Source organism: Collinsella sp. CLA-AP-H1, from assembly GCF_040092945.1.
Lineage (GTDB): Bacteria > Actinomycetota > Coriobacteriia > Coriobacteriales > Coriobacteriaceae > Collinsella.
Map to the genome: position 1 here is coordinate 21,992 of NZ_JBBNKO010000014.1, position 24,037 is coordinate 46,028.

A 24,037-nucleotide genomic window follows, 5' to 3' on the forward strand; every position below is an offset into this window, starting at 1 on the left:
ATGCGACAAAGGGTCAGCCTCTTTCCTTGAATACAACTTCATCCGAACGCCTCCCGCATTCATCCGCACATATACGGATAAATTTGGGAATCCGATACCCTGAGGGCCGGATCGGCCGGCCCCGGGAGATCGGAGGACGCCATGTCCGGAAAGGGCGGGAAGGGCGCCGCGAGGGCGGTCCCGAGGACCCACGGCAGGCTCACCGGGTACGAGCGGGACACGGTCCAGAGGATGCTGAAGCGCAGGGTTCGCTCGGCCACTTCCTCGAGAGGTTCAAGGGCGTATCGACCCGCAGGCTCCACAGCTGCCTGATGTGGTTCAGATGGCTGCGCGAGGCCGCACGCGTCGGGGACAGGACGTCGCTCATGCGCGAGCAGCTCGACGACGGGCGCTACGAAAAGATCCGGAAGAAGATGATGGAGCCGGAGTACGAGTTCCATCTGGAGCCGGACGTGCAAACGGCGGGTTAACATAGCCTTTCACCAAAAAGGGCGAGCGGCCGCGCCCTGCGACCACCCGCCCTCAATCAAAGCCCTTCTCGGCCGCCGTAGCTACCGGTTCCGGCGCCGCAGGATAACGCCTGCGGCGATCAGCACCACCGCGCCGCCCGCGATGCCACCCAGGGCCATCGGCGACAAGCTGGTATCGCCCGTATACGGCAGACCCGGCTTCTCCTCCTTCGGCACCGGTGACTTGCTCGGCGGATTGGTGGGCGGCTCCGTCGGCGGGGTGGTCGGCGGCGTGTACGTGTTCTTGAACACCGGCGCCATGGCGCCGTCATAGGTTACCGTCGCCACCAGATGGCCCGCACCGTCGTCCGTCACCGTCACCGTTACCCGGTGCTCGGCCGCGTCGTACGTCACGTTCTTCTGACCGTCGTCCACCTCGGAGATGCTGTAGGCGTACGTTCCGGGCTTGTCGTACGAGATCGCCTCGAAGCCCACCGTGCCGTCCGCCGCGTTCTTTGCGGTCTGCAGCACCTTGCCGTCGGCATCCTTCAGCTGGAAGGAGAACTGCCCTTCCTTCAGGTCCTCGCCGCTCAGCACCTTGGAGGCCCCCAGCTTCACCTCAGTCGCGGCCGGCGCGTAACTGTTGCTGAACACCACCGCATCCGCAGCCTTGCCGCCCTTGCTGTAGGCAACCTGCGCCTCCAGCGCGTGCGTCTCCGCATTCTCCGTCACCGTCACCGTCGCGGTAAAGACCGTCGTGTCGTAGGTGACGCCGTTCGCCGTCGCCCCTGCCCGCTCGGACACGGTGTAGACGTACGTCCCCACCTTGTCCAGCTGCAGCGGCGCGAAGCCGAACGTGCCGTCGGCGCCGTTCTGCACCGTCTGCACCACGTTACCGTCGGCGTCCTTCAGGTCGAAGAAGAACTCACCCTCGGCCAGGTCGCGGCCGGTCAGAGCCTTCGTTCCGGTAATCGTCGCCGTCGTTGCCGTCGGCGTGTAGGTGTTGGTGAAGGTCAGATCCGCAGCCGTCTTGTTCGCCGTCGCGGTCAGCTGGCCGCTGCCGTCATCGGTCACGTTCACCGTTACGTCCAGCACCGCATCGCTGTAAGTGATGGTGCCATCTTGGCCCGCAACCTCCTTCACCTGGTACGCATGCGAACCAGTTGCGGTGTACGAGATGGCCTTGAAGGTAAACGCTTTACCCACGTTCGTGGTCCGGTCGATCTCCTGCCCGGTGGCCACGTCAATCAGCGCGAATGTGAACTCGCCATCGGCGGGCGTCCGCGTGGTGGCCGGGTCGGCATTCTCAAGCATCTTGGTGCCAGAGATCTGGTAGGAGGTCTGACCCGGCTGGTAGCTGTTCGCAAACGTCATGGTATTGGGGGTGACGCCGTTCTCGGTGCCCTCGCTCGGTTTCACCGTAGAGCTCTCTACCACCAGCTTGCCGTCGTTGTTGTCCTTCACCACGTAGGTCAGGGTGTACGTCTTGCCGGTGTAGGTCACGCCCGGCACGCCCGGCGCGCCGTCCGTCGGCTGCACCTCACGGACCGTGAAGGGAAAGGTGCCCGCATGGTCGAAGGTCAGCTCGTTAAAGTAAACCTTGCCCTTGGCGTCGTTCTTCTGGGTCTGGAGCACCGTACCGTCAGACCCCACCAGCTCGAAGGCGAAGTCTCCCGCCTTTAGCTGATAGCTGCCGTCGTGCACGTCAACGCTCTTGGTGAGGGCGATCGCGCCGGAGTTCGTCGCCTTCGCCTTGTAGGCGTTGGTGAAGGTGGGCTTCGTGGCGTCCGCGCCGTCGTAGGCGACGCTCGCCTGCAGCGTGCCGGCATTGTCCACAACCGTCACCGCGGCATGGTGCACCGCGTCGTCGTAGGTCACGTAGGCCAGATCACCCTTCCGCTCCACGATAGTGTACTCGTACGTGCCCGGCTTCGCGTAGGAGAAGGCGTCGAAGTTAACACTTCCGTCCGCGCCGTTGGTCGCGGTCCGGACGGGCTTGGCCCCGGCAAGCTGCTCAGCAGTCATTTTGCCCTCGTACACATCGAAGGTGAACTCGCCGTCCTTGGGGACGATCGGCGTGTTGTCGTCCTTCTTCACATAGCTCTTCTGCGCACCGAGGGCCAGACCGGTCGCGGCCGGCTGGTAGGTGTTGGTGAAGGCATCCGAGCCGGATGCGCTCGTCACGATCGCCTTCGCATTCAGTGCTCCGTTCCCGCCGTCTGTGACCGTCACCGTATAGGTGAGGGCATGATTGTCATAGACCATGCCCGGCTCCGCGCCCGGCTGCTCCACGATGGTGTAGGTGAAGTCCTTGCTCGCGGCGCCGTCCAAGTCGGAGAGCTGGAACTCGCGCGTGAAGCAGACCTTGCCGTTTGCATCGTTCTTCGCGGTGGCGATCACGTTGCCGGCAGCGTCCTTCAGGTCGAAGGTGAACTCGCCGTCCGCAGGCTTCGTCGTGTGATCGAAGCCGTCCGCAACCTTGATGGTCTTGGTCGCCGTCAGCTCCACGGATCCCTTTGCGGTGTAGGTGTTGTTGAAGGTGGGAGCCGTAGCGGTACCGTCATAGGTGACGGTCACCTTCGTCTTGTTGTTGTCGTCCTGGTTCTGCTCTACCTTGACGTGGACCTTGACTTCCTTGGCGTCGTAGGCCACGCCGTCGACGGACTGGCCGGCCTTCTCCTCCTTGAGCGTGTAGTCGTACTCGCCCAGGTTCAGGCCCTTGACGGTCAGCTTGACCTTGCCATTCTTATCGTTGGTGCCGCGAGCGTCCTCATTGCCGTCCTGGTCGTACAAGCCGAAGGTGAACGCATCGGCCGTCAGGTCCTTGCCCGCGAGAACTTTCGCGGCCTCAACGGTGACGTCCGCCGTCGGCTTCGTGTTGGTGAAGGTCGGCACGGCCTTCTCACCGTCGTAGGTGACGGTCGCCTTCAGCTCGCCCTTTTCGTCGGTGACCTTGACGTGGACCTTCACGCCCTTCGCGTCGTAGACGACGGTCGAGTCGGCGCCCTTCACCTCCTTGATGGTGTAGTCGTGGTCGCCCGGCGTAGCGTAGTCGATGGCTGCAAAGGCGACCTTGCCGTCCTTCTCGTTTTGGACAGTCTGGACCACGCTGCCGTCCTTGTCGAGCAGCTGGAACGTGAAGTCACTCCCCGCGAGCTCACCGCCCGTGAAGCGCTTCGTCGCCTTGAGCGTTACCGAGGTCTCCTTCGGGTGGTACGTGTTCGTGATCACCGCAATCTGATCGTCGATCACCTGAGATGTGGCGGTGCCATCATCCTTATAGATCTGCTCCATTTTGACGACTGGCTCGGTCAGATTTCCCTTGCCGTCATCCTTCACCGTTACGGTCACTTTGTATTCGGCGCTGGAGTAGCTGACACCGCCCAGCCAACTGGGATCGCTCTTGGCGGGCGTAGTCTCGGCAATGTAGTAGGTGTACTCGCCAGGCTTCTCATACTTAATCTCTCCGAAGCTAAATTCTTCGGCGCTCGTAACGGTCTTCTCGACCTGCTTCATGCCGGCCACGGGCGCTGCCGTGGCACCATCAGGCATCGGCGTTCCATCGGCGGCGCGCAGGCAAAGCTCGAAGCTGTCGGCGCTAGTCCACTCACGGCCGGTGAACTTCTTCTTCGCCTTGATGCCTGTGAGCGTCACCGAAGACTTCACGCTGTAGCTGTTGGTGAACACCAGCTTGTTGTCTTTGGCCACCGTGCCGTCGGAATTCTGCGGGGCAATCCTGCCCGAGATGCTATTGCCTTCTTCAGTCAGATTCTTGTCACCCTGCTTGCGGCCGGTCAGCTTATAGCCCGCGGGCATCTTGTCTGCGCCGGTCAGCTCCTGCACCGCGTACTGGTCACCCTCGGCGAGACCGTACACGCGGATCGTCTGGTCGGCCGTGATGGTCTGCTCGCGGCCGTTCTCGAGGTCGAACATTTTGCCGACCTGCTTCTCGCTTGCGGCCCCCGCGTTCTCAAACACCGCGGCCTTGTACGTCTTCCCCGCCGTCGTGGGCACGGTGAACTTGAAGGTGAACCCCGCGTCCGGTTTTCCCGTCAGGCCCACTGGCACCATGACCTTCTTCATCACCTCGAGGCTCGCCTCGCGTTCGTTCGCCACGCGCACGCAGGTGGCGCCCGTAAACAGGGCGTTCAGATTCATGTCGCCCAGGTCGGCGCGGGCGCCCTTCGCATTAGCGTCACCAGACACGTCCTGCGTGATGCCCATACGTATCCAGCCCGTCTCGGTCTCCAGGCGGTAAGGTTCGTCCTTCTTGGTGGGCCCATACTGGTAGACACGTCCATTGGCGCCGTACTTAAGATGTACCTCATTCTCGCCGCCCTTGGCGTCATTGTTCCAGGAAAGGTTGCCGTTGCCGTCGAGCGTCCCGTCGGACGTCTGGCGCTGGCCCTTGATCCACGTGAGCGTGTTGTCAATGTCGCCCTCTGCGCCAAACTGGCCCAGGCTCTTCATGAGCGAGCCCACGCCCACGAACGTCGAAACGCCGTCATCAACTGTACCAGCATCGGCGTGGACGCCGTAATCGTCCACAATCACCTTGATGAGCCTGTCATTAAGCAGAAAGCCATTGGGCGCCGAGACCTCCTTTAGGAAGTAGGTACCCTTCACGAGCGGCTCGCTACTGTCGCTCGTAGACGGGAATACGCCCGCCCCTTCGAGCTTGACCGGGCTGGCGACCGACCTCGTCGTCAGGGTGTCGTAGGGGGCCTGGTCGCCATCGAGCACGGCCTTGCCGTTCGCATCCGTAGTCACCTGGGTGGACTTGTAAAGGCCGAACTTCGCCCCGTCAACGGGCTTACCCTCGGTATCGGTCTTCTGCACGAACAGGCGATTCTGGATGTTCGTGACGAGCAGGCGCGTGGCGAACTGCCGCTTGAAGTTCGTGCCGTCTGCGATGTCGTCGCTGTACACGTGGACTGTGTTCTCAGGCGTCGCGTCGCCGATCGAGCTCGCCGTTGTGTGGTAGATGGCCACCGTGTACTCGACATCCTTGCGGGCATCACCGCTCAGCAGGTAGTAGTACTTGGAGATGTCACCGGGCAGATTTTGAATCTCTACCTGGTACTGGCCGCTTGTGTTGAGCGTGAAGGCGTGCAGGTCCTTCTTCGCCGCCTCGATAGCACCGGTCATGCCCGGCTCCTTGGCGAGGGTGTATCCCGCTCCCGTCGATGGGTCGCCCGACACGGCGTACCAATTGCTCGGATCTTTGATACCTGTGCCTGCGCTTTTGTCGCGCTTGAGCACCACAGCGAACAGTATGCCGGAGTCCAGATTGACGGTCTTGTCGGACTTCGTCAGGTCATTCTTTGCCTTGTACACGGTCGACGGCGCGGTGATGACCTCCTTCGCGGCGGCGAACGCACCGGTCTTCCACACGACGCTGCCCGCGTCCATACCGCCGCGGTTGATGATGACGCCGCCCGCGCCGTTCTCAGCGCTCGCGGGCACGTACTCGAGCTGCATGCTACCACCCGTCGCCGCGAGACTCGAGCTGTATCCCTCGGGTACGAACGTCTCCTTCAGGAGGTAGTACTTGTTGTTGTCGTGATCCTTGTTGTAGAGATCGTCGAAGTTGATGACGCCGTTGTCCACGTCGTTCGTGAGCGTTAGGTGGCCGGCCTCGTCCGTGGTACCGGAGCCGATGAGCTCGCCCACGGTCTTGAAGTCCTTGTCGGTCTTATAGAGCTTGAACTCGGCACCCTGTACGAACTTGCCGTCCTGGTCGAACTTGATGATGTCGGACTCGGGCACCGTCACGAGGTTGAACTTGAGCTCCATGTTGGAGTCGGTGGCGCCGCGCTCCAGGTAGAAGAACTTGAGGGTGTGGTTGGTGCCGTCTTTGAAGGTGTTGCCGTCGAAGCCCGAAGTGCCCTTTTTCGCCGCCTGGTACTTGCTCAGCAGCGTGCCGTCGCTTTTGTCGTTCACCTTAATGTCGCCCGTATGAAAGTTGATACTCAGACTCGCACGGCTGTGAATACCGCCGATATCACCCACGAGGACATCATCGATGAACACCCAGACGTCATCATCGCCGGCGAACTCGAAGGTCATGTCCTTCTTATCGTTCGTCAGGCCGCCGTTGGGCTGCACGAATCGCGTGGACATTGAGAGGCCGAAGTGGTGGTTGACGTGGTTACCGGCGTTGTTTGCCGTGATGTCATTTTGGACGAGCCGGCCGCTTTCCTCCTTGAACACCTTGTCTGCCGCATCGAACGGGAAGAACTGACCCCGATGGGACGAATCGCCCACTTTGTCAATGCCCCAGGTGTCATAGACGTCGAAGGCATTCTTGTCAGCGTTGTAGGCTGCGTAGTTTTCGGAGCTGTCATAGACGTAGTAGCCGTCCTGAACCTTGAGGAGGCCCGTCACGCCAAAATGGGACGTCTTGCCGGTCTGGGCAGAGGAATCGAACAGATAGCGGAGGGAGTCGCCGCCATAGGTACCGGAAAGCTGCGGGTAGCCGTCTGAAAGCGTGTTGCTGACAATGCCGGGCTGCGGGTTCGTGTTGCCCGTCCAATGGTTGAGCGGTGCATCACCCTGGCCATCGTTAAACTGGAACCGGTGGCTTGCGTTGATGCCGCCGTTGCCGGAAACCGACAGATGGTTATCCGGATTCACCCAGTAATCAAACAGGTTAATTGTTGTCCCCGAAGGCGAAATCGTCGGAACCGTGTGGTCCGAAATTGCCGCCTCGGCACGAAGCGGCAGGAAGAAACTCGCCGTCAGCGCGATGGCGAGGGCCAGAACAATCGCATATGGCGAGACCGAGCGCAGCCCGCGACGACGGCCACAAGACATGACGGACCACCGCTCGCGCGGCCGGTGTTCACCAGGAAGTTCCCTGCTTAGACACCCCCCCCGGTAGCAATATTCACGAGTCGAGACGTCATCTCTCTGAGCTCCTGCATAATTTCCTCCCCAGTCACACGGCGACCTGCCCGGGCGCTCCCCGGGGGCCGAGGCGGTCTGGCACATGCCCGCGGTCGTTCAAGGAATACCAACCCCAGCATATGTCTCTTAAGATATCTTAGCCTTTTTCTATTACAGTTTTTGTCTCATTACCGATGAAATCGGCTCAGTCCCTTTGTCACATTCTAGAGCGTGCGGAGCAGGGCGATGAGGAAGCGGGTGCCTTGGAGGTAGGCGCGACGGGTGATGCGCTCGTTGGTGCCGTGGACGCCGCGGTCGCATTCGTCATCGTCGACCACAAAGGCGGAGAAGCGGATGCACTCGCGGCAAATGCGCTGGTAGTTGGCGGCATCGGTTGCGCCAATCACGGTCGAGGGCACGATGCTGATCGGCTCTTGGCCCATCGCAGACGATCCGTTTTCCTCCGTCCCCTTGGGATCACGGAAATAGCGGGCGGCGATGGCGCGAACGGCCTCGAGCCCCGGACCGCCCACGCGCGGGGACGGCGAGGGCTCGGAGCTGCCGGGGCCCAGCTCGACCTCGACTCGGCCAGCGAGCCCAGCGGTGGCAACGGCCTCGCGGCAGCAGGCCACGACATCGGCCACGCTCGTGCCCTCGAGCATGCGGAAGTTGATATTGGCCCACATATCCTGCGGCATTACGTTGGCACCGGTACTGCCGCCTTCGATTTGCGTGGGCGCGCAGGTGGTGGTTACAAGCGGGTACAGCTTTTTGCTGGCGAGGCAGTCGCGCACGATGGCATCCTTGCTGGCAGCAATCTCGTCTGCGGTATAAAGCCCCAGCTCGACGAGCTGCGCGGCAAGCAGGTCGGTCACACGCGCCGGCCACTCGATATCGCAAATCGCGGCAATAGCGCGGCTGAGCACTTCGAGCGACGTGCCGCCGTAAGGGTTGGAAGAATGCCCGCCTTCGCTCTTCGTCCTGAGCACGATATCGGCATAGCCCTTCTCGGCAAGATCGGCATGCATAAGCCAACCCTCACCTGCGCTGTACTCGGCAGCCGCAACGATGCGGTAGTCGCCCTCGTCGATCAGGTACTCAAGCTCAACGCCACGCTCCTCGAGCGCGCGACCAATGGCACCCGCGCCGTACTGCGTGGTCTCCTCATCCTGGCCAAAGGCCAGCAGCAGCGTTCGTTCGTGTTGCCAGCCGTGCGCCAGCGCATACTCAACGGCCTCCAAGATGCCCGCAACCTGGTCTTTCATATCGATGGCGCCGCGGCCCCAGATGTAGGTGTCGTCCACGTGCCCGCTAAAGGGGGCGTGCGTCCAGTCGGCCTCGGTACCCGGCACCACGGGAACCACGTCCATGTGACCCATGAGCATAACGGGCTTAAGGGCCGGATCGCTGCCGGCAAGTGCCACCAGCAACGAATGGTCGATAAGCTCGACCTTGCCCGCCGCAAACACGCGCGGCCAGGCCTGCTGCATATAGGCGCGCAGGTCGTCGAAGGGTTGCCAGTCCACCGCCTCGGCATCCATGCTCGAGACGGTCGGAAACGACAGCACGCGGCCCAGGCGTTCGCACGCACCGGCCTCGTCTATATCGGCAAAATCGTCCTCATGCGCAAAGAAGCGCCAAATCTCGGCCATGACATCCTTTCGATTGTGACGACAAAGGCCGCCCCACGGGAGCGGCCCTGCAACGTAAGCGTTTGCGTCGGTTATTTGTCCTCGAGATAGCGAGAGAGGAACTCGCGAGTGCGCTGGTGTTTGGGGTTGCCGAAGAGCTCGGCCGGCGCGGCGTCCTCGAGCACCACGCCCTTGTCCATAAAGACCACGCGGTCGGACACGGTTCGGGCAAAGGCCATCTCGTGCGTGACGACGACCATGGTCATGCCGTCGGCCGCAAGCTTGCGCATGACCTCGAGCACCTCGCCCACGATCTCGGGGTCGAGCGCGGAGGTCGGCTCGTCGAACAGCATGATCTGCGGATTCATGCACAGGGCACGAGCGATGGCCACGCGCTGTTTTTGACCACCGGACAGGCGACCCACGGCGGCGTGCGCGAACTTTTCGAGCCCCACGCTCGTCAGATGCTCCATCGCGACCTTCTCGGCCTCGGCCTTGCTCATCTTTTTGAGCGTGACGGGCGCAAGCGTGCAGTTGTCGAGCACGTCCATGTTGTTGAACAGGTTAAAGCCCTGGAACACCATGCCGATGTCCTCGCGGAGTTTATTGATATTGCAGCGCTCGGCCGTGAGGTCCTGGCCGTGGAACCAGATGTGGCCCGCGTCCGGGGTCTCGAGCAGGTTGAGGCAGCGCAGGAAGGTCGACTTGCCCGAGCCCGAGGCGCCGATAATGGTGACGACCTCGCCGGGGTTAACGGACAGGTCGATGCCCTTGAGCACCTCGAGCGAGCCGAAGCTCTTGCGCAGGCCCTCGACGCGGATGAGCGGCTCATTGGTCTGTGCGGCGGCCGCGGTGCCGGTAGTGGCGGTATCTGCCATGATGATTCTCCTCGTCTTGAGCCTAGTTGGAGCTGGGCAGCGTTGCCGAGGCCTCGGCGCCGAGCTTTTTGCCAAAGGCCTCGAGCAGGCGGCTCGCCACGAGCGTCAGGATCAGGTAGACCACGAGCGCCACGCAGTAGACCTCCATCTGGCGGTAGTACACGCCGGCGACGGTGGTGGTGGCGTACATGAGGTCGAACACGCCGATGACCGAGAGCACCGACGAGTCCTTGATGTTGATGATGAGCTCGTTGGTGAGCGCCGGAATCGCGTTTTTAATGCCCTGGGGGAACACGACCTTGCGCATGGCTTGCCACTGCGAAAGACCCAGCGAGCGCGCTGCCTCGGCCTGGCCGGGGTCGATGGACTCGATGCCGCCGCGCAGGACCTCCATCATGTAGGCGGTGGAGTTGAGCGAGATGGTGACGAGGCCAGCGGTGAAGGTGCTCCAGATCTGGTTGGCCTGGGCGGTCTCGAAGCCCATGCCGCGCAAAACGGTGAAGCCCGCGTAATAGATGAGCAGGCCCTGGACCATCATGGGCGTGCCGCGCACGATGGTGGAGTAGATGGTCGCAAAGCCGCGGCCAATGCTCTTAAAGAAGCGCACCAGGTCGTTGTCCACGCGATCGAAGGTCTGAATACGCAGGAACACAAAGAGCAACGCCAGGAAGAATGCGATGACGGTGCCGAAGGTGGCAAGCGCGATGGTGATCTCGATGCCGCGGATAAAGAAGTCCCCGCTCTTGTAGGTCATGTAGACCAGGCTCGACAAAAAGTCGCTGGGGTTGGAGTCCGAGACGATGCTCACCCGTACCAGGTCGATAAACGACATGACGCAGCGGTCCACGAAAAAGATCGCCGCGATGGCAACCACGACATAGCTGCCCAAGCGTGCGCCACGACGGAAGCGCTCGGATGCGAACGGCGACGTTTCGCGATAGTCATTCCAGTGCATGAGTTTGGTGACGAGCGCCGCCGCCGACACGACGAGCCAGGCCCAAAGGATTGCCCAAAGGCAATCTTGGAACACGCCCGTGGGGGCCAAGAAGCTCAGCGGCGTGGGGTTGCGCTGGCTAAACGCCAGGCCGAGCGCCGCGATAACGCTCGTGCCTAGGTATACATAACGGTGGTCGGCCTTGATAAAGGAGGCCAGGCGATTGATGGTTTTCATGCTGCCTCCCTATGCCGGCTGACGGTCGAGGCACGCGTCCCACATTTGGTCGCGCTCCTCTTGGCTAATGCCCTTGAGTGTCTTGTCGATGAGCTTAAGGAGTTTGTCCGAACCCTTGCGGCAGCCGACGTTTGCCGCGACCTCCTGCTTAAAGCCCTCGCCCTCGGCAAAATGAATGGGAACGATGCCCGGGTTTTGAGCCATATAGCCCTTCTCGTTCTCGGTGTTGTAGGTCACGGCGTCGCAGGTGCCCTGCAGCAGGTTCGAGAACACCGTGGGGACGGAGTCGACCGGGTTTTTGTGCACAACGCCCGGGATCTCGTCGATGACGGTGTCGAGCATGGTGTCCTTTTGGCCGAGCACCGTGGCACCGCTAAAGTCGCTAAGCTTGGTGGCGTTTTGGTAGGGCGAGCCCTCTTTTACGAATAGGCCAAAGTAGCCAATGAAGTACGGGTCGGAGAAGCCGACCGACTCCTCGCGCTCGGGCGTGGCGCTCATGCCGGCGATGATGAGGTCGATCTGGCCGTTGTTGAGCGAATCGATAAGGCCCGAGAAGCTCTGCTTGACGGCAACGGGCTCGCCACCGAGGGCCTTGCAGACGATCTTGGCGATCTGCACGTCGTAGCCATCGGCATAGGCGCCCTGCACGTTGTCGATGGGGATGGTGTACTCACTGGCTTCGGAAACCTGCCAGTTGTACGGGGCGTAGGCCGCTTCCATGCCAATGCGGATCTTGTCCTTGCCGATCACGGAATCGGACAGGTCGTCGCGACCGCCGCCCGTCGTGGGCTGAACCACCTTGAGCGTGGACGGGCGCTGACAGCCGGCGAGCGCGCCGGCGACGACGGAAGCGCTCGCAGCGAGAGCGCTACCCAAAAAGATGCGACGGCTGCATACCGGCTGGGTCTGCATGCCGCGCTGTTGGGGAGAATGCATAATCTGCCTTCCCTGTTGAATCGTATGCTGACGACTTAACAGGATACGCCAGCGACCAGCAGCGCAGCACAAGCTCGAAAAAATAATAGACACACGGTAGTCATTGGGAACGTCGATGTTTTGACAATGCCAGCGAGCGCCACCCAGAGCGAACAAGTTGGCATGAAAAAGGCACGGCATAGACCTTCTGGTCATGCCGTGCCTTTTGAATGACAAATTGTCGCTCTGGGTGGCGCGCAGCGTCGACTGGTCCGCCGTTCGTCAGAACGGCGGAACCTCTAGAGCAAAGTGACGCTAAAGCTGCGGACGTCCGTCTCGCCCGGCGCCAGCGTAATGGTGTTGACCTTGTGCTCAAAGACGTCGTCCTCGGTGTCCATGGTGGTGTGACCGGTCCAGGGCTCGAGCGCCACAAACGGGGCGTCGTTGGCGGCAGACCACACGCCGATGTACTTAAAGCCCTCAAAGTCGATCTTGACGCCGTGGCCCGACTTGCGGCCACGCAGCGTGAGCGTGGAGCCCGGGGTATCGGTGAACATGATGGCATCGTTATCGAAGCTGCGGTGCGTGATGGGCAGCACGTCCGAGTTATCGGGAGCCTTGTGGCTGCCCTCGAACGTCATGAGGCCATCGGGCGTGATGATGGGGGCCTCATTGGTCCAAGCCTCGGTAAATGCCAGCTCGTAATCCTCGAACGTCTCGTCCTCGGCAGCGGGGGCGGGCACGTTAAATGCAGGGTGACCGCCCACCGAGAACGGCAGGTCCACGTCGCCGGTGTTGGTGACGGCAAAGGTCTGCGTGAGCGTGGCGTCGCCGGTTAGGGCATAGGTCATGTTGAGCTTAAAGTGGAAGGGGAAAGCCTTGAGCGACTCAGGCGTGTCGGTGATCTCGTAGGTGACGGACGAGCCGTCCTCGGAGACCTCGACCAGCTTGTGCTCGACGATGCGCGCGAGGCCGTGGCGCGGCATCTCGCAGGCGCCAGCCGCAGACGTCGCCGTGTTGTTGCGCAGTGAGCCCACGATGGGGAACAGGATGGGCGCGTGCTTGCCCCAAAAGGCGGGGTCACCCTGCCACAGATACTCGTTGCCGTTGAGAGCAAGGCTCGTGAGCTGGGCACCCATGGAATCGATGGCCGCGGTAAGGCCGCCGCGCTTGATGGTAGTGACGGTGGACATGCTACTTCCTCCAAAAGTAAACAATAGTGTCGAGGGCTATTGTCCCACTCTTGGCGGCAAGGAGAAGCGGCAGGCGCAGTTATTGAGCGATTGCGTAAAGGTCGAATCCGCCCTGCGGCGTGCTGTCGACCGTATCGGGCGCCTGCGAGTTAAAGCTCACGGGAACCATGCGCTTTGAGGCACGGAAGCGCGTGCCATCGGTGGCGACGGGCGGCTCGTCGACCGTGAGCTCGTAGTCGCCGGGCTTGAGCTCGATGCCGTCGCCAGCGGAGTTGACATATTGATACTCGTCAATCGCCTGCCCCCTGAGTGTGCGGCCCACGATGTGGATGAGCATCTGGCTGTCGCCGCGGGCGGTGTCCCATGTCGCACCGTCCTTGACCTCGACCGACACATGCACCGAGCGCGTGCGGCTGAGCGATTGCTCCACGGACATCTCGACCTTGGCGGCATCTTTGCGCTGTTGCTCCACATGGCTCCAGACATTTCCGATCGCCGAGCAAGCGATGACGCCGGCCATGAAGGCGATGAGGATGGGACCGAGCGGAGAGCGGCGGGCCGCGTCTTCCTCACGAGCTAGGTTGGGGCGATGCGTGGGGGCGGGCGCCTGGGCACCCTGCGCGGGCACGTCGAGAATGCTGAAAGATGCCGTACTGCCGGGATCGATGTTATGGCGCGGCTGCGGGGTCTTGGCCGGCGAGATGGACATGTCGGCTGGCTCGCCGAGCGTGGCCGTAGCGTCGGCCTTAGCCTCGTCGGCCTCGGCCTGGGCCCAAGCCTGCTCAAAGGTCAGGGGCTCGGCGGCATCGGAGGCGGCATCAGGCTCGACAGCGGCATCGTTGCCGGTCTCGTCCTCGTCGCTCGACACGTCACGCGGCGCGGGCTCGTCCCACTCCTCGTCCGGAGCCTCGCCCTCGCTATACCACCATTCAAAGTTATCGATATCCATACGGGGCGCCCCTTAGGCCTCGCAAATAAACACTCGCTAGTCTTATACCCCCAGACGGCACCGAAGCTCACCCGCGCCGGACACGAAAACCGTCACAACATTCGACGTTTTTCCTCGTTTTCGAGATTTTCATCGAATGTTGTGACGGTTTAGGCGGCAGCCACGCCGCGAATGTGACAAAGAGACTGTCCCTTTGTCACATTCTGTTAGAGTTGCAGGGATTGAATCCCGCTTATTCACGCGACATTGGAGTGACAACCTTGACCGCCGCAACCACGCCAAAAAGTAAGTCAACCGCCGCCGCGCTCTCCCCCGCGCGCACCAATCTTTGCCTGGCGCTGCTCGTGCTGTTGGGATTCTCGCTCGGCTGCTCCGAGTTCGTGGTCATCGGCATCGAAAGCGACCTAGCGACGGAACTCGGCGTATCGCTTGCCACCGCAGGCCAACTTATTAGCGTGTTCGCACTGATCTACGCTATCTCGACGCCGGTGCTCGCGCTCAGTACGGGGCGTTTTCGCCGCTACCAGCTGCTCGTGTGCTACAGCATCGTCTTTGTGCTCGGCAACCTGGTCATGGCGTTGGCGCCCAACTTCCAGGTGCTGTTCATCTCGCGCATCATCCTGGGCTCCGTCTCGGGCGCACTGCTCGCCGTGGGCGTGACGTACATCCCCGAGCTTCTGTCTCCGCAGCAAACTTCGCTTGCCATCTCGGTGGTATATGGTGCGTTTTCCGTGGCAATGGTCTTTGTCACTTCGATCGGCAAGTTTGTGGCCGACACGCTCGATTGGCACGTGGCCATGTACGGCACGCTGGCCTTTGCCGTTCTGATCTGCGGAGCGCTCGTGGCGTTTATGCCGCGCGCTGGGCAAACCGACGAGCCTGCCACCTTTCGCGAGCAGGCGGGGCTGCTGCGCGAGCCGAGTATCATCACCGGCATGCTCATCTTCTTGTTTGGCGTGGGCTCGGTCTACGTTTTCTACGGCTACGTGACGCCTTATCTTGAGCAGGTGCTGGGCATGGGCACGGTCGAAGCCAGCACCACGCTCATGGCCTATGGCGTGTTCTGCCTGATCTCGAACATCCTGGGCGGATGGATCGATGCGCGCTTTGGCATGAAGGCGCTACTCGTGACGTTTGTGCTGCAGGCTGCGGCGTTACTCGGGCTGTTTGCCGTGGGCGGCACCATGCCGCTCGCGCTGGTCTTTGTCTTTAGCTTGGCGTTGCTCATGTACCTGTTCTCGGTATCGTGCATCACGCACTTTATGGATGTGGCACGCAGCCGCCATCCCAAGTCGATGGTACTCGCAAGTTCGGTTGAGCCCATGGCGTTTAACGTCGGCATTTCGTTTGGCACCGCGGTGGGCGGCGCCGTGGTAAGCAGCGTTGGCATTGCATATGTAGGCGCAGTGGGTGCCGCGTTCTCGCTTGTGGCCTGGGTGCTTACGCTGGTGACGATTAAGTTGGCTCGCTGGGAACGCAAGAGGGCGATGGCGCAGGCGTAGATGCGATACTCGAGCTCGATGATGGCGATCGAAAGGAAACCGCATATGCAACGTGTACTGTTTATCTGCTATGGAAACATCTGCCGCTCGACGATGGCCGAGTCGGTGTTTACCGAGCTCGTGCGCCGCGCTGGGCGCGAGGCGGAGTTTGCCATCGATTCCGCGGCGACCTCGACCGAGGAGATCGGCAACCCGCCACACCACGGTACCGTTGCCAAGCTACGCGAGGTCGGGATTCCCGTCGTCGCACATCGCGCACGTCAGGTGCGTCGCGCGGAGTATGGCGACTGGGACCACATTGTCTATATGGACGACGAGAACGCCCGCGCCCTGTACCGAATTTTTGGGAAGGACCCCGATGGCAAGATCTCGCGCCTGCTCGATTGGACCGATCGCCCCGGCGACGTGGCCGACCCCTGGTACACCGGCAATTTCGACGCCACCTACCGCGATGTACTCGCCGGTTGCACCGCCATGCTCGAGCAGCTGTAGGCGCTCGGGCGGCGCGGGCACACGGGCCACGCCATCGGCATAAAACGAGCGTAGATTTTCTCCCACTTTGAGCGTTCGAGTGCGCTCTAAACGGGAGAAAATCCACGCTCGTTATCTCGGTGGGAGAAAATCCACACTCATGAATGTGACAAAGGGACTGTCCCTTTGCCACATCCGGGACCGGCCCTAGACCGGCTTGACCTCCAGCTTTATCCCCTCGGCGCAGGAGTCGCCCAAAACATCCGAAAGGGCCCAGGTCGCATATAGCGGCAAATAGAGAACCGCTCCGTTGCGCTCAACGTTGCCTCTCGAGAAAACAATCCCGAGCCTTACGCCATATTCAGCCGTATCAAGCACATGACCGAGCGCAGCGTGCGCGTGGTAATAGGAGCCCGATTTAACCTCGATCGGAACAGCCGTCCCATCCGGTCCGTCGACCACAAAGTCCACTTCACCGCGCTTTTTTGTCTGATAGTAGTAAAGCTGGCGATTTTGGGCAGCCAGCTGCTGGGCCACCACGTTTTCGTAAATGCCGCCCAGATTGGGCTCCTTGCTATCAAGATACGCCGCTTGGGCGACTCCAACGGGGTAGCGCGCCATCAACATGCCCGTATCCGATTGGTATAGCTTGAACTGCGATGGCCGTGCCGTCTTGAGCAGGGGCGACTTTGGCTCGGTTACGATATCGGCTTTGAGAGCAACGCCGGCATCGACAAGCCAGACAAAATCTCGCTGGTACTTCTCATAATGCGCCTTGGGGTCAATGGAATTGAGCACGAAACGCTTGTGTTCGCCCTCAAGCATAATGGGGAGCTGATCGTAGATGCTCTGCACCTGAAGGGCACGCCCGCTTGCATACTTGGAAATATCCCGTCGGTACTGTTCGTTGAGCTCGGACTGTAGCTGACGAACAGAGGCAAGGTCGCCCCGCGTGTCAAGGAAACGCTGCACGACCTCTGGCATTCCGCCGACAACGGTATAGGTCCTGAAGTTTGCCATCATCGTGTCATGAATGTAACCAGGAATGGGCTTCTCGTTGATGCACGCGTCGCGTATCGTTTGGCGAGCCCCCTCGCTCACCCCGGTTGCCCAGCAAAACTCCTCAAAATCGAGCGGGAACATCCTAAGCTCGTGGACATACCCCACGGGATAGGACCTGACACCCTTGAACTGGGTCCCAAGCATTGACCCCGAAAACGCCCAGCGGCACCTCCCGTCCTCAACAAGGAACTTTGCCATCGTCATGATGTCGGGGGCCTCTTGGACCTCATCGATAAACACGAGCGTTTTGCCTGGCGCTATCGGCTTTCCCGAAAGAAGCGTCACCCTGCTGATGAAATCATCGGCATCTCGCGCCTCGAGAAGAGCATCTTTTGCCTGGCGATTTTCCATGAGGTTGAGTTCGATGTAGGTTGCGTGGTTGGCTTTGCCAAACGCGCGAATCGAATAGCTTTTGCCGATCTGGCGAGAACCCGTGATGAATAAGGCCTTTTGCTCGGCAGACTTCAGCCAACGCTCCAGCTCTGCCGCTATTTTCCTGTGCAGCATAGGCTCTCCCCTCAGTGTCATAAAATGAAATGCAAAGTTCTATGCGCTTGATTATCGATGAAATGTATGATTTTTAGAACCTAAAATCGGATGAAATGCAGAGATTTAGGATTATAAGCAGAAAGAAGGGGCAGCCCCGGCGAATGTGACAAAGGGACTGTCCCTTTGTCACATTGCGCTCGACTACTCGTCGACGATCTCGGCAAGCCAGACGTTCAGCGTATCGACCTCGGGGCAGCAGAACTTTGCCGTACCGGGCTCGTTGCCAGGCACGGTTCCGCCATAGCGCAGGATATCGATATAGGGAAAGCCCACATGGCAGGCCATGGCACACATCTTGCCGCGGTCTCGGTCGAAGTCGAAGACGTCACCCGGCTTGTGCCCGTGATGGCAGCGGCATGTGCCCAGCTGGTCCACGCAGCTAATGCGAATACGTGGGCGCCTGCCGCGCGGGGCACCGAGCGGCTTGTTCTCGCCCGCCGCCTCGGTGCTGCTCTCGTCGGCGTTACTCATGGTCAATCACATCCAGGCAGGCCTCGATGGGAAGGCCGGCGGACTTATCCTCCTGGTCGGCATTGCGCTCGATGAGCTCCGCTACCACACGCATGGCATCGATCGTCGCGCGCTGCAGGCTCCAACCGGCCATAACGCGGCCGATAAGCACCGCCGAGAACGTGTCGCCCGTGCCCGGAAAGTAGACCGGAATCAGCTCGAAGGGAATCGTGAAGTACTCCCCCGCCACATGGTCGTAACCGATGACGACATTCGCACCGTCGACCACAGCGCTCGTAATGACCACCGACTTGGCGCCCAGGACACGCACGGCATCCACAAGAGCGCGGCCCTCATCGGGCGTGATTTGCTCGGCAATGGGCGTATCGGTGAGCAGGCAGGCCTCGGTGTAGTTTGGCACCGCATAGTCGGCGCACTCGAGCAGGCTGCGCATGAGACCGATCGTGGACTCGGGCACGCCGGCATAGAGCTTGCCGTTGTCGCCCATGATGGGGTCGACGAACACCTTGGTGCCCTTTTGCGCGCGACGGTGGCAGAAATCCGAAATGATGCGCGTCTCTTCCTCGGTCACGATAAAGCCGGTGGAGATGGCGTCGAACTCAAAGCCGAGCTCCTCCCAAATGGCGAGGCTCTGGCGCACGTACTCGGTGGTGTCATGGATGTAGAACTTGGGATAGCTGAGCGTATCGGACACCAGCGCCGTCGGCAGGTTATGGATACGGTAGCCCATGTGCGACAGCACCGGCAGCATGGCGGAGAGCGCGACCTTGCCGTAGCCGCACATATCGTTGATCAACAGCAGCTGAGTATTCTTCATGAGGGTCTCCCTTGGTTCGGGCACGGCGCGGCAGCGCCACAGTGCGACTAAGTGTAGCGCAGGGAACACGGCAGGCGGGCGCTGGTGCCGTGGAGGTCGAATTGTTGCGGGAAGGTTACGGGAAGGAAGTTAGTCGTTGGGGACGCTCTTAAATGACTAGTCAAACAAGAACGTCCCCAACGACTACCGAAGCGGACCGTGCCGGAATCACAGGTTGAGGACGGACAGCGAAAACGCTCCTAGGCGAGCAAGGTGGCGTGAAAGAGGAGGGCATAGGCCTTGTGGCCATGCCCGACGATTGAACGCCAGATTGCCGCTTAGGAGCGTTTGCAGCGTCGGCCGGTTACGGCGTTTGGTAAAACGCCGTAACTATAAGGTCATGCCGTCGAAGTTGAAAGGCAGATTGCCGCTCTGGCGGGTTTGCAGCGTCGAGCCGTTGCGCGGTTTGGTAAAACCGCGCAACAACTACTTTGGTACCTTGACATTCATTTCTCATGCTCCTAGATTGGTTAGGCACAAAACAATTCCACTACCTAACTAAAGAAAGGAGCAACACTAATTCATGTGCGATGAACCTCTTAACCTTTGTTCGCACGAGCCCGGCGGCGACCCGTCACAGCCGGCGGATGCACCCGAAGCGGTTAGCTCAGAAGACAAGCTTGCCAAGCGAATCCTCAATGGGCTTGGGTTTTGCGGCCATTACATGCATTTTCATGGCGGAGGCGTGTCCGGCAAGGCGCCCATCATCTGCCTGCTGGCCAAGCAACCCGGCGGCGAGATGTCGCAGCAGGAACTCGGCATGCACTTTGACCTCAAGCCGGGGTCGCTTTCCGAGATCCTGTCCAAGCTCGAGCTCAACGGCCTCATCGAGCGCAGCCGTAACCCCAAGGATCGACGGCAGCTCACCATTCGCCTGACCGAAACCGGCCGGGAAAACGCCCGCATCGACCAGGCAGCCCGCATCCGCTTTAGAGAGCAGGCCTTTGGTGCCCTCACCCACGACGAGCGCGAGCAGCTCGCCGAAATGCTCGAGAAAATCCGTGTAACCTGGGAGGAACTGGATGATTAAAACCCTCATGGGCAGCATCCGCGACTATATGAAAGTCACTGTTGCCACGCCATTGCTCGTGCTTGGCGAGGTACTCTGCGAGATGCTGATTCCATTTATCACCGCCAACCTGATCGACGCCATCAAAGACGGCGCCACCGTAGCCGAGATGCTTCCCACCGCGGGCTTTTTGGTGCTCATCGCGCTGACGTCGCTTGCTTTTGGTGCCGCCGCCGGCGTCACCTGCAGCCATGCGAGCTGCGGCTTCGCCAAGAACCTGCGTCACGACCTGTTCTACAAGATCCAGACGTTCAGCTTTGCCAACATCGATGAGTTCTCGAGTTCCTCGCTCGTCACGCGCCTGACCACCGACATCAACAACGTTCAGCAGGCCTTTATGATGATCATCCGCATCGCCGTGCGCGCGCCGCTGGTATTGATCTTCGCCTTTACCATGGCATTTATCATGGGCGGCAGCGTCGCCATGGTCTACCTGGTCATCATTCCGCTGCTGGGCTTTGGGCTGTTCTTTATCATCTTTAAGGTGCGCCCCATCTTCTCGCGCGTGTTCCACAAGTACGACGCCCTTAACGAGTCCGTCGAGGAAAACGTCACCGGCATGCGCGTAGTTAAGAGCTATGTGCGCGAAGACTTTGAGAAGGAGAAGTTCGCGACCGCTGCGCGCGACGTCCAGATGGACTTCACCCGCGCCGAGAAGCTGCTGGCCTTTAACAACCCCATGATGAACATCTGCGTCAACGGCGCGTTTGTCGTCATCATCTACCTGGGCTCCAAGCTCATCATCACGAGCCAGGGCACGCTGTTCGACGTGGGCCAGCTCTCCTCGATCTTTACCTATGGCTTCCAGGTCCTCATGAGCCTGATGCAGCTGTCGATGATCTTTGGCATGGTGACCATGGCCGACGAATCGGCACACCGCATTACCGAGGTGCTTGCCGCCGAGCCCACGATCGCCGATCCCGCCGAGCCCGTGCTCGAGGTTGCCGACGGTTCCATCGACTTTGACCACGTGAGCTTTAAGTATTCCGCGCATGCGAAGCGCCAGGCGCTCGACGATATCGACCTGCACATTAAGAGCGGCGAGACCATCGGCATCATCGGCGGCACCGGCTCGGCCAAGTCCACGCTCGTAAACCTCATCGCCCGCCTGTACGACGCCACCGAGGGCACCGTGCGCGTGGGCGGCATGGACGTGCGCGACTACGACTTGGACGCCCTTCGCCACCAAGTGGCCATGGTGCTGCAGAAAAACGTGCTGTTTAGCGGCACCATCGCCGAGAATCTGCGTTGGGGCGACCCGAACGCCACCGACGAGGAGGTCCGCGAGGCCGCGCATCTGGCCTGCGCCGACGAGTTTGTCGATGGCTTCCCCAAGGGCTATGACACCTGGATCGAACAGGGCGGATCCAATGTTTCCGGCGGTCAGAAGCAGCGCCTGTGCATTGCGCGTGCCCTGCTGCGTCGCCCCAAGATCTTGATCCTGGACGACTCCACCAGCGCCGTCGACACCAAGACCGACGCCAAGATTCGCGCAGGCCTGGTAAGCTATCTGCCCAACACGACCAAGCTCATCATTGCCCAGCGCATCAGCTCCGTGCAGGACGCAGACCGCATCATCGTCATGGAGAGCGGCCGTATCGCTCAGATCGGCAGCCATGATGAGCTGCTTAAGACGAGCGAAATCTACCGCGAGACCTTTACCTCGCAGAACAAGATGTCTGCCGAGGGCGAAGGGGCCGTCGAGGCCGGCACCGAGGCATCTGCAGCACAAGCTCAGACCCAGGAAGGAGGCGAGGCACATGAGTAAGGCAACGACCGCCGAGCGCGCGCTCAACCGCAAGGGCGGCACCATGTCGCGCCTCATCAAGACGCTCTTTGGCTTCTACCCCGTGCTTTTGCCCCTCGTCGTCGTCGGCGTGGTGCTCTGCGCCATCATCAACTCCATCGGCGCGACCTTCCTTCAGAGCGCCCTGCAGATTATTAGCGAATCGTGGCAGTCGGGCGATTGGGAAGCTGCACAGCCCAAGATCGCACAGCTCGTGACCACCCTCGCCTGCATCTACGGCGTCGGCATCCTGTCCTCGCTGTTCTGGAACCGCGCCATGGCCATCGTCACGCAGGGCTCGCTCGAGAAGCTTCGCGAGAAGATGTTCAACCGCATGCAGGACCTGCCGATTCGCTACTTCGACACGCACCAGCGCGGCGACATCATGAGCCACTACACCAACGACATCGACACGCTGCGCCAGATGATCAGCCAGTCGCTGCCCAACCTGCTCATGACGACCATCGTCATCGTCACGGTGTTCTTTATCATGCTGTACTACAGCGTTTGGATGTGCCTGGTCATTGTGGCAGGCGTCGCCTTTATGACCTTTATGACCAAGCTGCTCGGCTCCAACTCCGCGCGCTTCTTTATTGCGCAGCAGACCGAACTCGGCGTGGTCGAGGGCCATATCGAGGAAGTCATGAACGGCCAGAAGGTCGTCAAGGCATTCTGCCACGAGTCTGCCGCCGAGGCCGATTTTGACGAGCGCAATGAAAAGCTCTTCGAGGTCTCGCAGAAGGCCAACATGTACGCCAACATCCTCATGCCCATCCTTATGAACCTGGGAAACCTGCTCTACGTGCTGGTCGCACTGGCAGGCGGCATTTTCCTGGCGCTGGGCGTGCCCAACCTGAGCATCTCGGGCATGGCGCTGTCCATCGCCGTCGTGGTGCCGTTCCTCAACATGACCAAGCAGTTCTGCGGACAGATCGGCCAGATTTCGCAGCAGATCAACGCCGTGGTCATGGGCCTCGCCGGCGCCGACCGTATCTTTGAGCTCATCGACGAGAAGCCCGAGGCCGACGAAGGCTACGTGACGCTCGTCAACGCGCAGGTGAACCCCGAGACCTGGGAGTTCGAGGAGGCCGACCACCACACCGGCATGTGGGCATGGAAACATCCGCACCGCGCAACCGGCGAGATCGAGTACGTACCGCTGCGCGGCGACCTGGTCATGGACAACGTCGACTTTGGCTACACGCCCGACCACGAGGTGTTGCACGGCGTGTCCGTGTTTGCCAAGCCGGGCCAGAAGGTCGCGTTTGTCGGCGCCACCGGTGCCGGTAAGACGACCATCACCAACCTCATCAACCGCTTCTACGACATCGCCGACGGCAAGATCCGCTACGACGGCATCAACGTCAACAAGATCCGCAAGGCCGACCTGCGCCGCTCGCTGGGCGTCGTGCTACAGGACGTGAACCTGTTCACCGGCACTGTGATGGATAACATCCGCTACGGCAACCTGGATGCCACCGACGAGGAGTGCATCGCGGCGGCAAAGCTCGCGGGCGCGGACGACTTTATCACCCGCCTGCCCGACGGCTACGACACCATGCTCACCGGCAACGGCGCACAGCTGTCGCAGGGCCAGCGCCAGCTGATCTCGATCGCACGCGCCGCCGTCGCCGATCCGCCGGCGATGATCCTGGACGAGGCCACGTCGAGCATCGATACCCGCACCGAGGCCATCGTGCAGGCGGGCATGGACAAGCTCATGGAAGGCCGCACGACGTTTGTCATCGCGCACCGCTTGTCCACCGTGCGCAACTCCGACGCAATCATCTGTCTGGACCACGGTCGTATCATCGAGCGCGGCAACCACGACGAGCTGATCGCCAAGCATGGGTACTACTACCAGCTCTATACCGGAGCGTTTGAGCTGGAGTAGTTCGGCTCGCCGAGATGGCCGATTTGCCGCTCATTCGTCGGGCATGACCCTAAGGTCAATGCCCTCCTCTTTCGGGGCAAATCGACTCATCTCAACGACCCAAACACAATGCACCGCAACGAATAAAGCCTCCGCAGCCACACGAGCTGCGGAGGCTTTTTCATGCCGGCCGGAAACCGTATCCCACTTTTCGGGCCCAGAATGGGATGCCGTTTCCCGCTGGACCCCCTCCGGGAAACGGCATCCCATTTCAAGGGGGTAAACCGGGATGTGATTTCCCCTAACGGCACCTTTGGGAAGCCG

General features: G+C 60.9%; 16 protein-coding genes. 6 read left to right on the plus strand and 10 right to left on the minus strand.

Features of this window, described 5'->3' with window-relative positions:
• Positions 1–551 precede the first annotated feature (551 nt).
• The 7 genes from AAAV44_RS08000 to AAAV44_RS08030 form a co-directional block, all read right to left on the minus strand.
• Positions 552–7,265: an FctA domain-containing protein gene (locus tag AAAV44_RS08000; protein ID WP_349115275.1), complete on the minus strand. Its 6,714-nt coding sequence runs from the start codon at positions 7,263–7,265 to the stop codon at positions 552–554.
• Between the two features lie 296 nt (positions 7,266–7,561).
• Complete coding sequence (locus AAAV44_RS08005) at positions 7,562–8,989, minus strand: M20/M25/M40 family metallo-hydrolase (RefSeq protein WP_349115276.1); 1,428 nt, start codon at positions 8,987–8,989, stop codon at positions 7,562–7,564.
• A 71-nt stretch (positions 8,990–9,060) separates the two neighbouring features.
• Positions 9,061–9,846, minus strand: a complete 786-nt coding sequence (locus tag AAAV44_RS08010) for an amino acid ABC transporter ATP-binding protein (protein WP_148346613.1) — start codon at positions 9,844–9,846, stop codon at positions 9,061–9,063.
• Positions 9,847–9,868: 22 nt separating this feature from the next.
• Positions 9,869–11,017 carry an amino acid ABC transporter permease gene (locus tag AAAV44_RS08015; protein WP_349115277.1) on the minus strand — a complete coding sequence of 383 codons (1,149 nt, stop codon included), beginning with the start codon at positions 11,015–11,017 and terminating at the stop codon, positions 9,869–9,871.
• 9 nt (positions 11,018–11,026) lie between these two features.
• Positions 11,027–11,953 (minus strand): transporter substrate-binding domain-containing protein, encoded by a 927-nt coding sequence (locus AAAV44_RS08020; RefSeq protein ID WP_349115278.1) that lies wholly within the window; start codon positions 11,951–11,953, stop codon positions 11,027–11,029.
• Positions 11,954–12,231: 278 nt separating this feature from the next.
• Positions 12,232–13,125, minus strand: a complete 894-nt coding sequence (locus AAAV44_RS08025) for an aldose 1-epimerase family protein (protein WP_349115279.1) — start codon at positions 13,123–13,125, stop codon at positions 12,232–12,234.
• A gap of 79 nt (positions 13,126–13,204) precedes the next feature.
• Positions 13,205–14,074, minus strand: a complete 870-nt coding sequence (locus AAAV44_RS08030) for a hypothetical protein (RefSeq protein ID WP_349115280.1) — start codon at positions 14,072–14,074, stop codon at positions 13,205–13,207.
• 251 nt (positions 14,075–14,325) lie between these two features.
• Here AAAV44_RS08030 and AAAV44_RS08035 point away from each other — a divergent pair, with 251 nt between their 5' ends.
• Complete coding sequence (locus AAAV44_RS08035; RefSeq protein ID WP_349115281.1) at positions 14,326–15,576, plus strand: MFS transporter; 1,251 nt, start codon at positions 14,326–14,328, stop codon at positions 15,574–15,576.
• A 45-nt stretch (positions 15,577–15,621) separates the two neighbouring features.
• Positions 15,622–16,068 carry a low molecular weight protein-tyrosine-phosphatase gene (locus AAAV44_RS08040; RefSeq protein ID WP_035138777.1) on the plus strand — a complete coding sequence of 149 codons (447 nt, stop codon included), beginning with the start codon at positions 15,622–15,624 and terminating at the stop codon, positions 16,066–16,068.
• A 186-nt stretch (positions 16,069–16,254) separates the two neighbouring features.
• On the opposite strand, the gene AAAV44_RS08045 is transcribed toward AAAV44_RS08040, so the two are convergent.
• A complete protein-coding gene (locus AAAV44_RS08045; RefSeq protein WP_349115282.1) occupies positions 16,255–17,190 on the minus strand; it encodes a DUF4143 domain-containing protein in 936 nt (311 codons plus the stop codon).
• Between the two features lie 138 nt (positions 17,191–17,328).
• On the opposite strand from AAAV44_RS08045, the gene AAAV44_RS08050 reads away from it, so the two are divergent.
• Positions 17,329–17,553: a hypothetical protein gene (locus AAAV44_RS08050; protein ID WP_349115283.1), complete on the plus strand. Its 225-nt coding sequence runs from the start codon at positions 17,329–17,331 to the stop codon at positions 17,551–17,553.
• A 246-nt stretch (positions 17,554–17,799) separates the two neighbouring features.
• Here the strand turns inward: AAAV44_RS08050 and AAAV44_RS08055 are convergent, their stop codons facing one another.
• Positions 17,800–18,129 carry a TIGR04076 family protein gene (locus tag AAAV44_RS08055; RefSeq protein ID WP_226812458.1) on the minus strand — a complete coding sequence of 110 codons (330 nt, stop codon included), beginning with the start codon at positions 18,127–18,129 and terminating at the stop codon, positions 17,800–17,802.
• A complete protein-coding gene (locus AAAV44_RS08060; protein ID WP_349115284.1) occupies positions 18,122–18,946 on the minus strand; it encodes a PfkB family carbohydrate kinase in 825 nt (274 codons plus the stop codon). Before AAAV44_RS08060 ends, AAAV44_RS08055 begins: the two co-directional genes overlap by 8 nt.
• A gap of 562 nt (positions 18,947–19,508) precedes the next feature.
• Between AAAV44_RS08060 and AAAV44_RS08065 the strand changes: the two genes are divergently transcribed.
• The 3 genes from AAAV44_RS08065 to AAAV44_RS08075 are packed head-to-tail and all read left to right on the plus strand — an operon-like array spanning position 19,509 to position 23,734.
• Positions 19,509–20,015 carry a MarR family winged helix-turn-helix transcriptional regulator gene (locus AAAV44_RS08065; RefSeq protein WP_117770394.1) on the plus strand — a complete coding sequence of 169 codons (507 nt, stop codon included), beginning with the start codon at positions 19,509–19,511 and terminating at the stop codon, positions 20,013–20,015.
• Entirely contained in the window at positions 20,008–21,822 is a 1,815-nt protein-coding gene (locus AAAV44_RS08070) for an ABC transporter ATP-binding protein (RefSeq protein ID WP_349115285.1), read from the plus strand. Before AAAV44_RS08065 ends, AAAV44_RS08070 begins: the two co-directional genes overlap by 8 nt.
• Positions 21,815–23,734, plus strand: a complete 1,920-nt coding sequence (locus AAAV44_RS08075) for an ABC transporter ATP-binding protein (protein WP_349115286.1) — start codon at positions 21,815–21,817, stop codon at positions 23,732–23,734. Before AAAV44_RS08070 ends, AAAV44_RS08075 begins: the two co-directional genes overlap by 8 nt.
• The last annotated feature ends 303 nt before the right edge of the window (positions 23,735–24,037 follow it).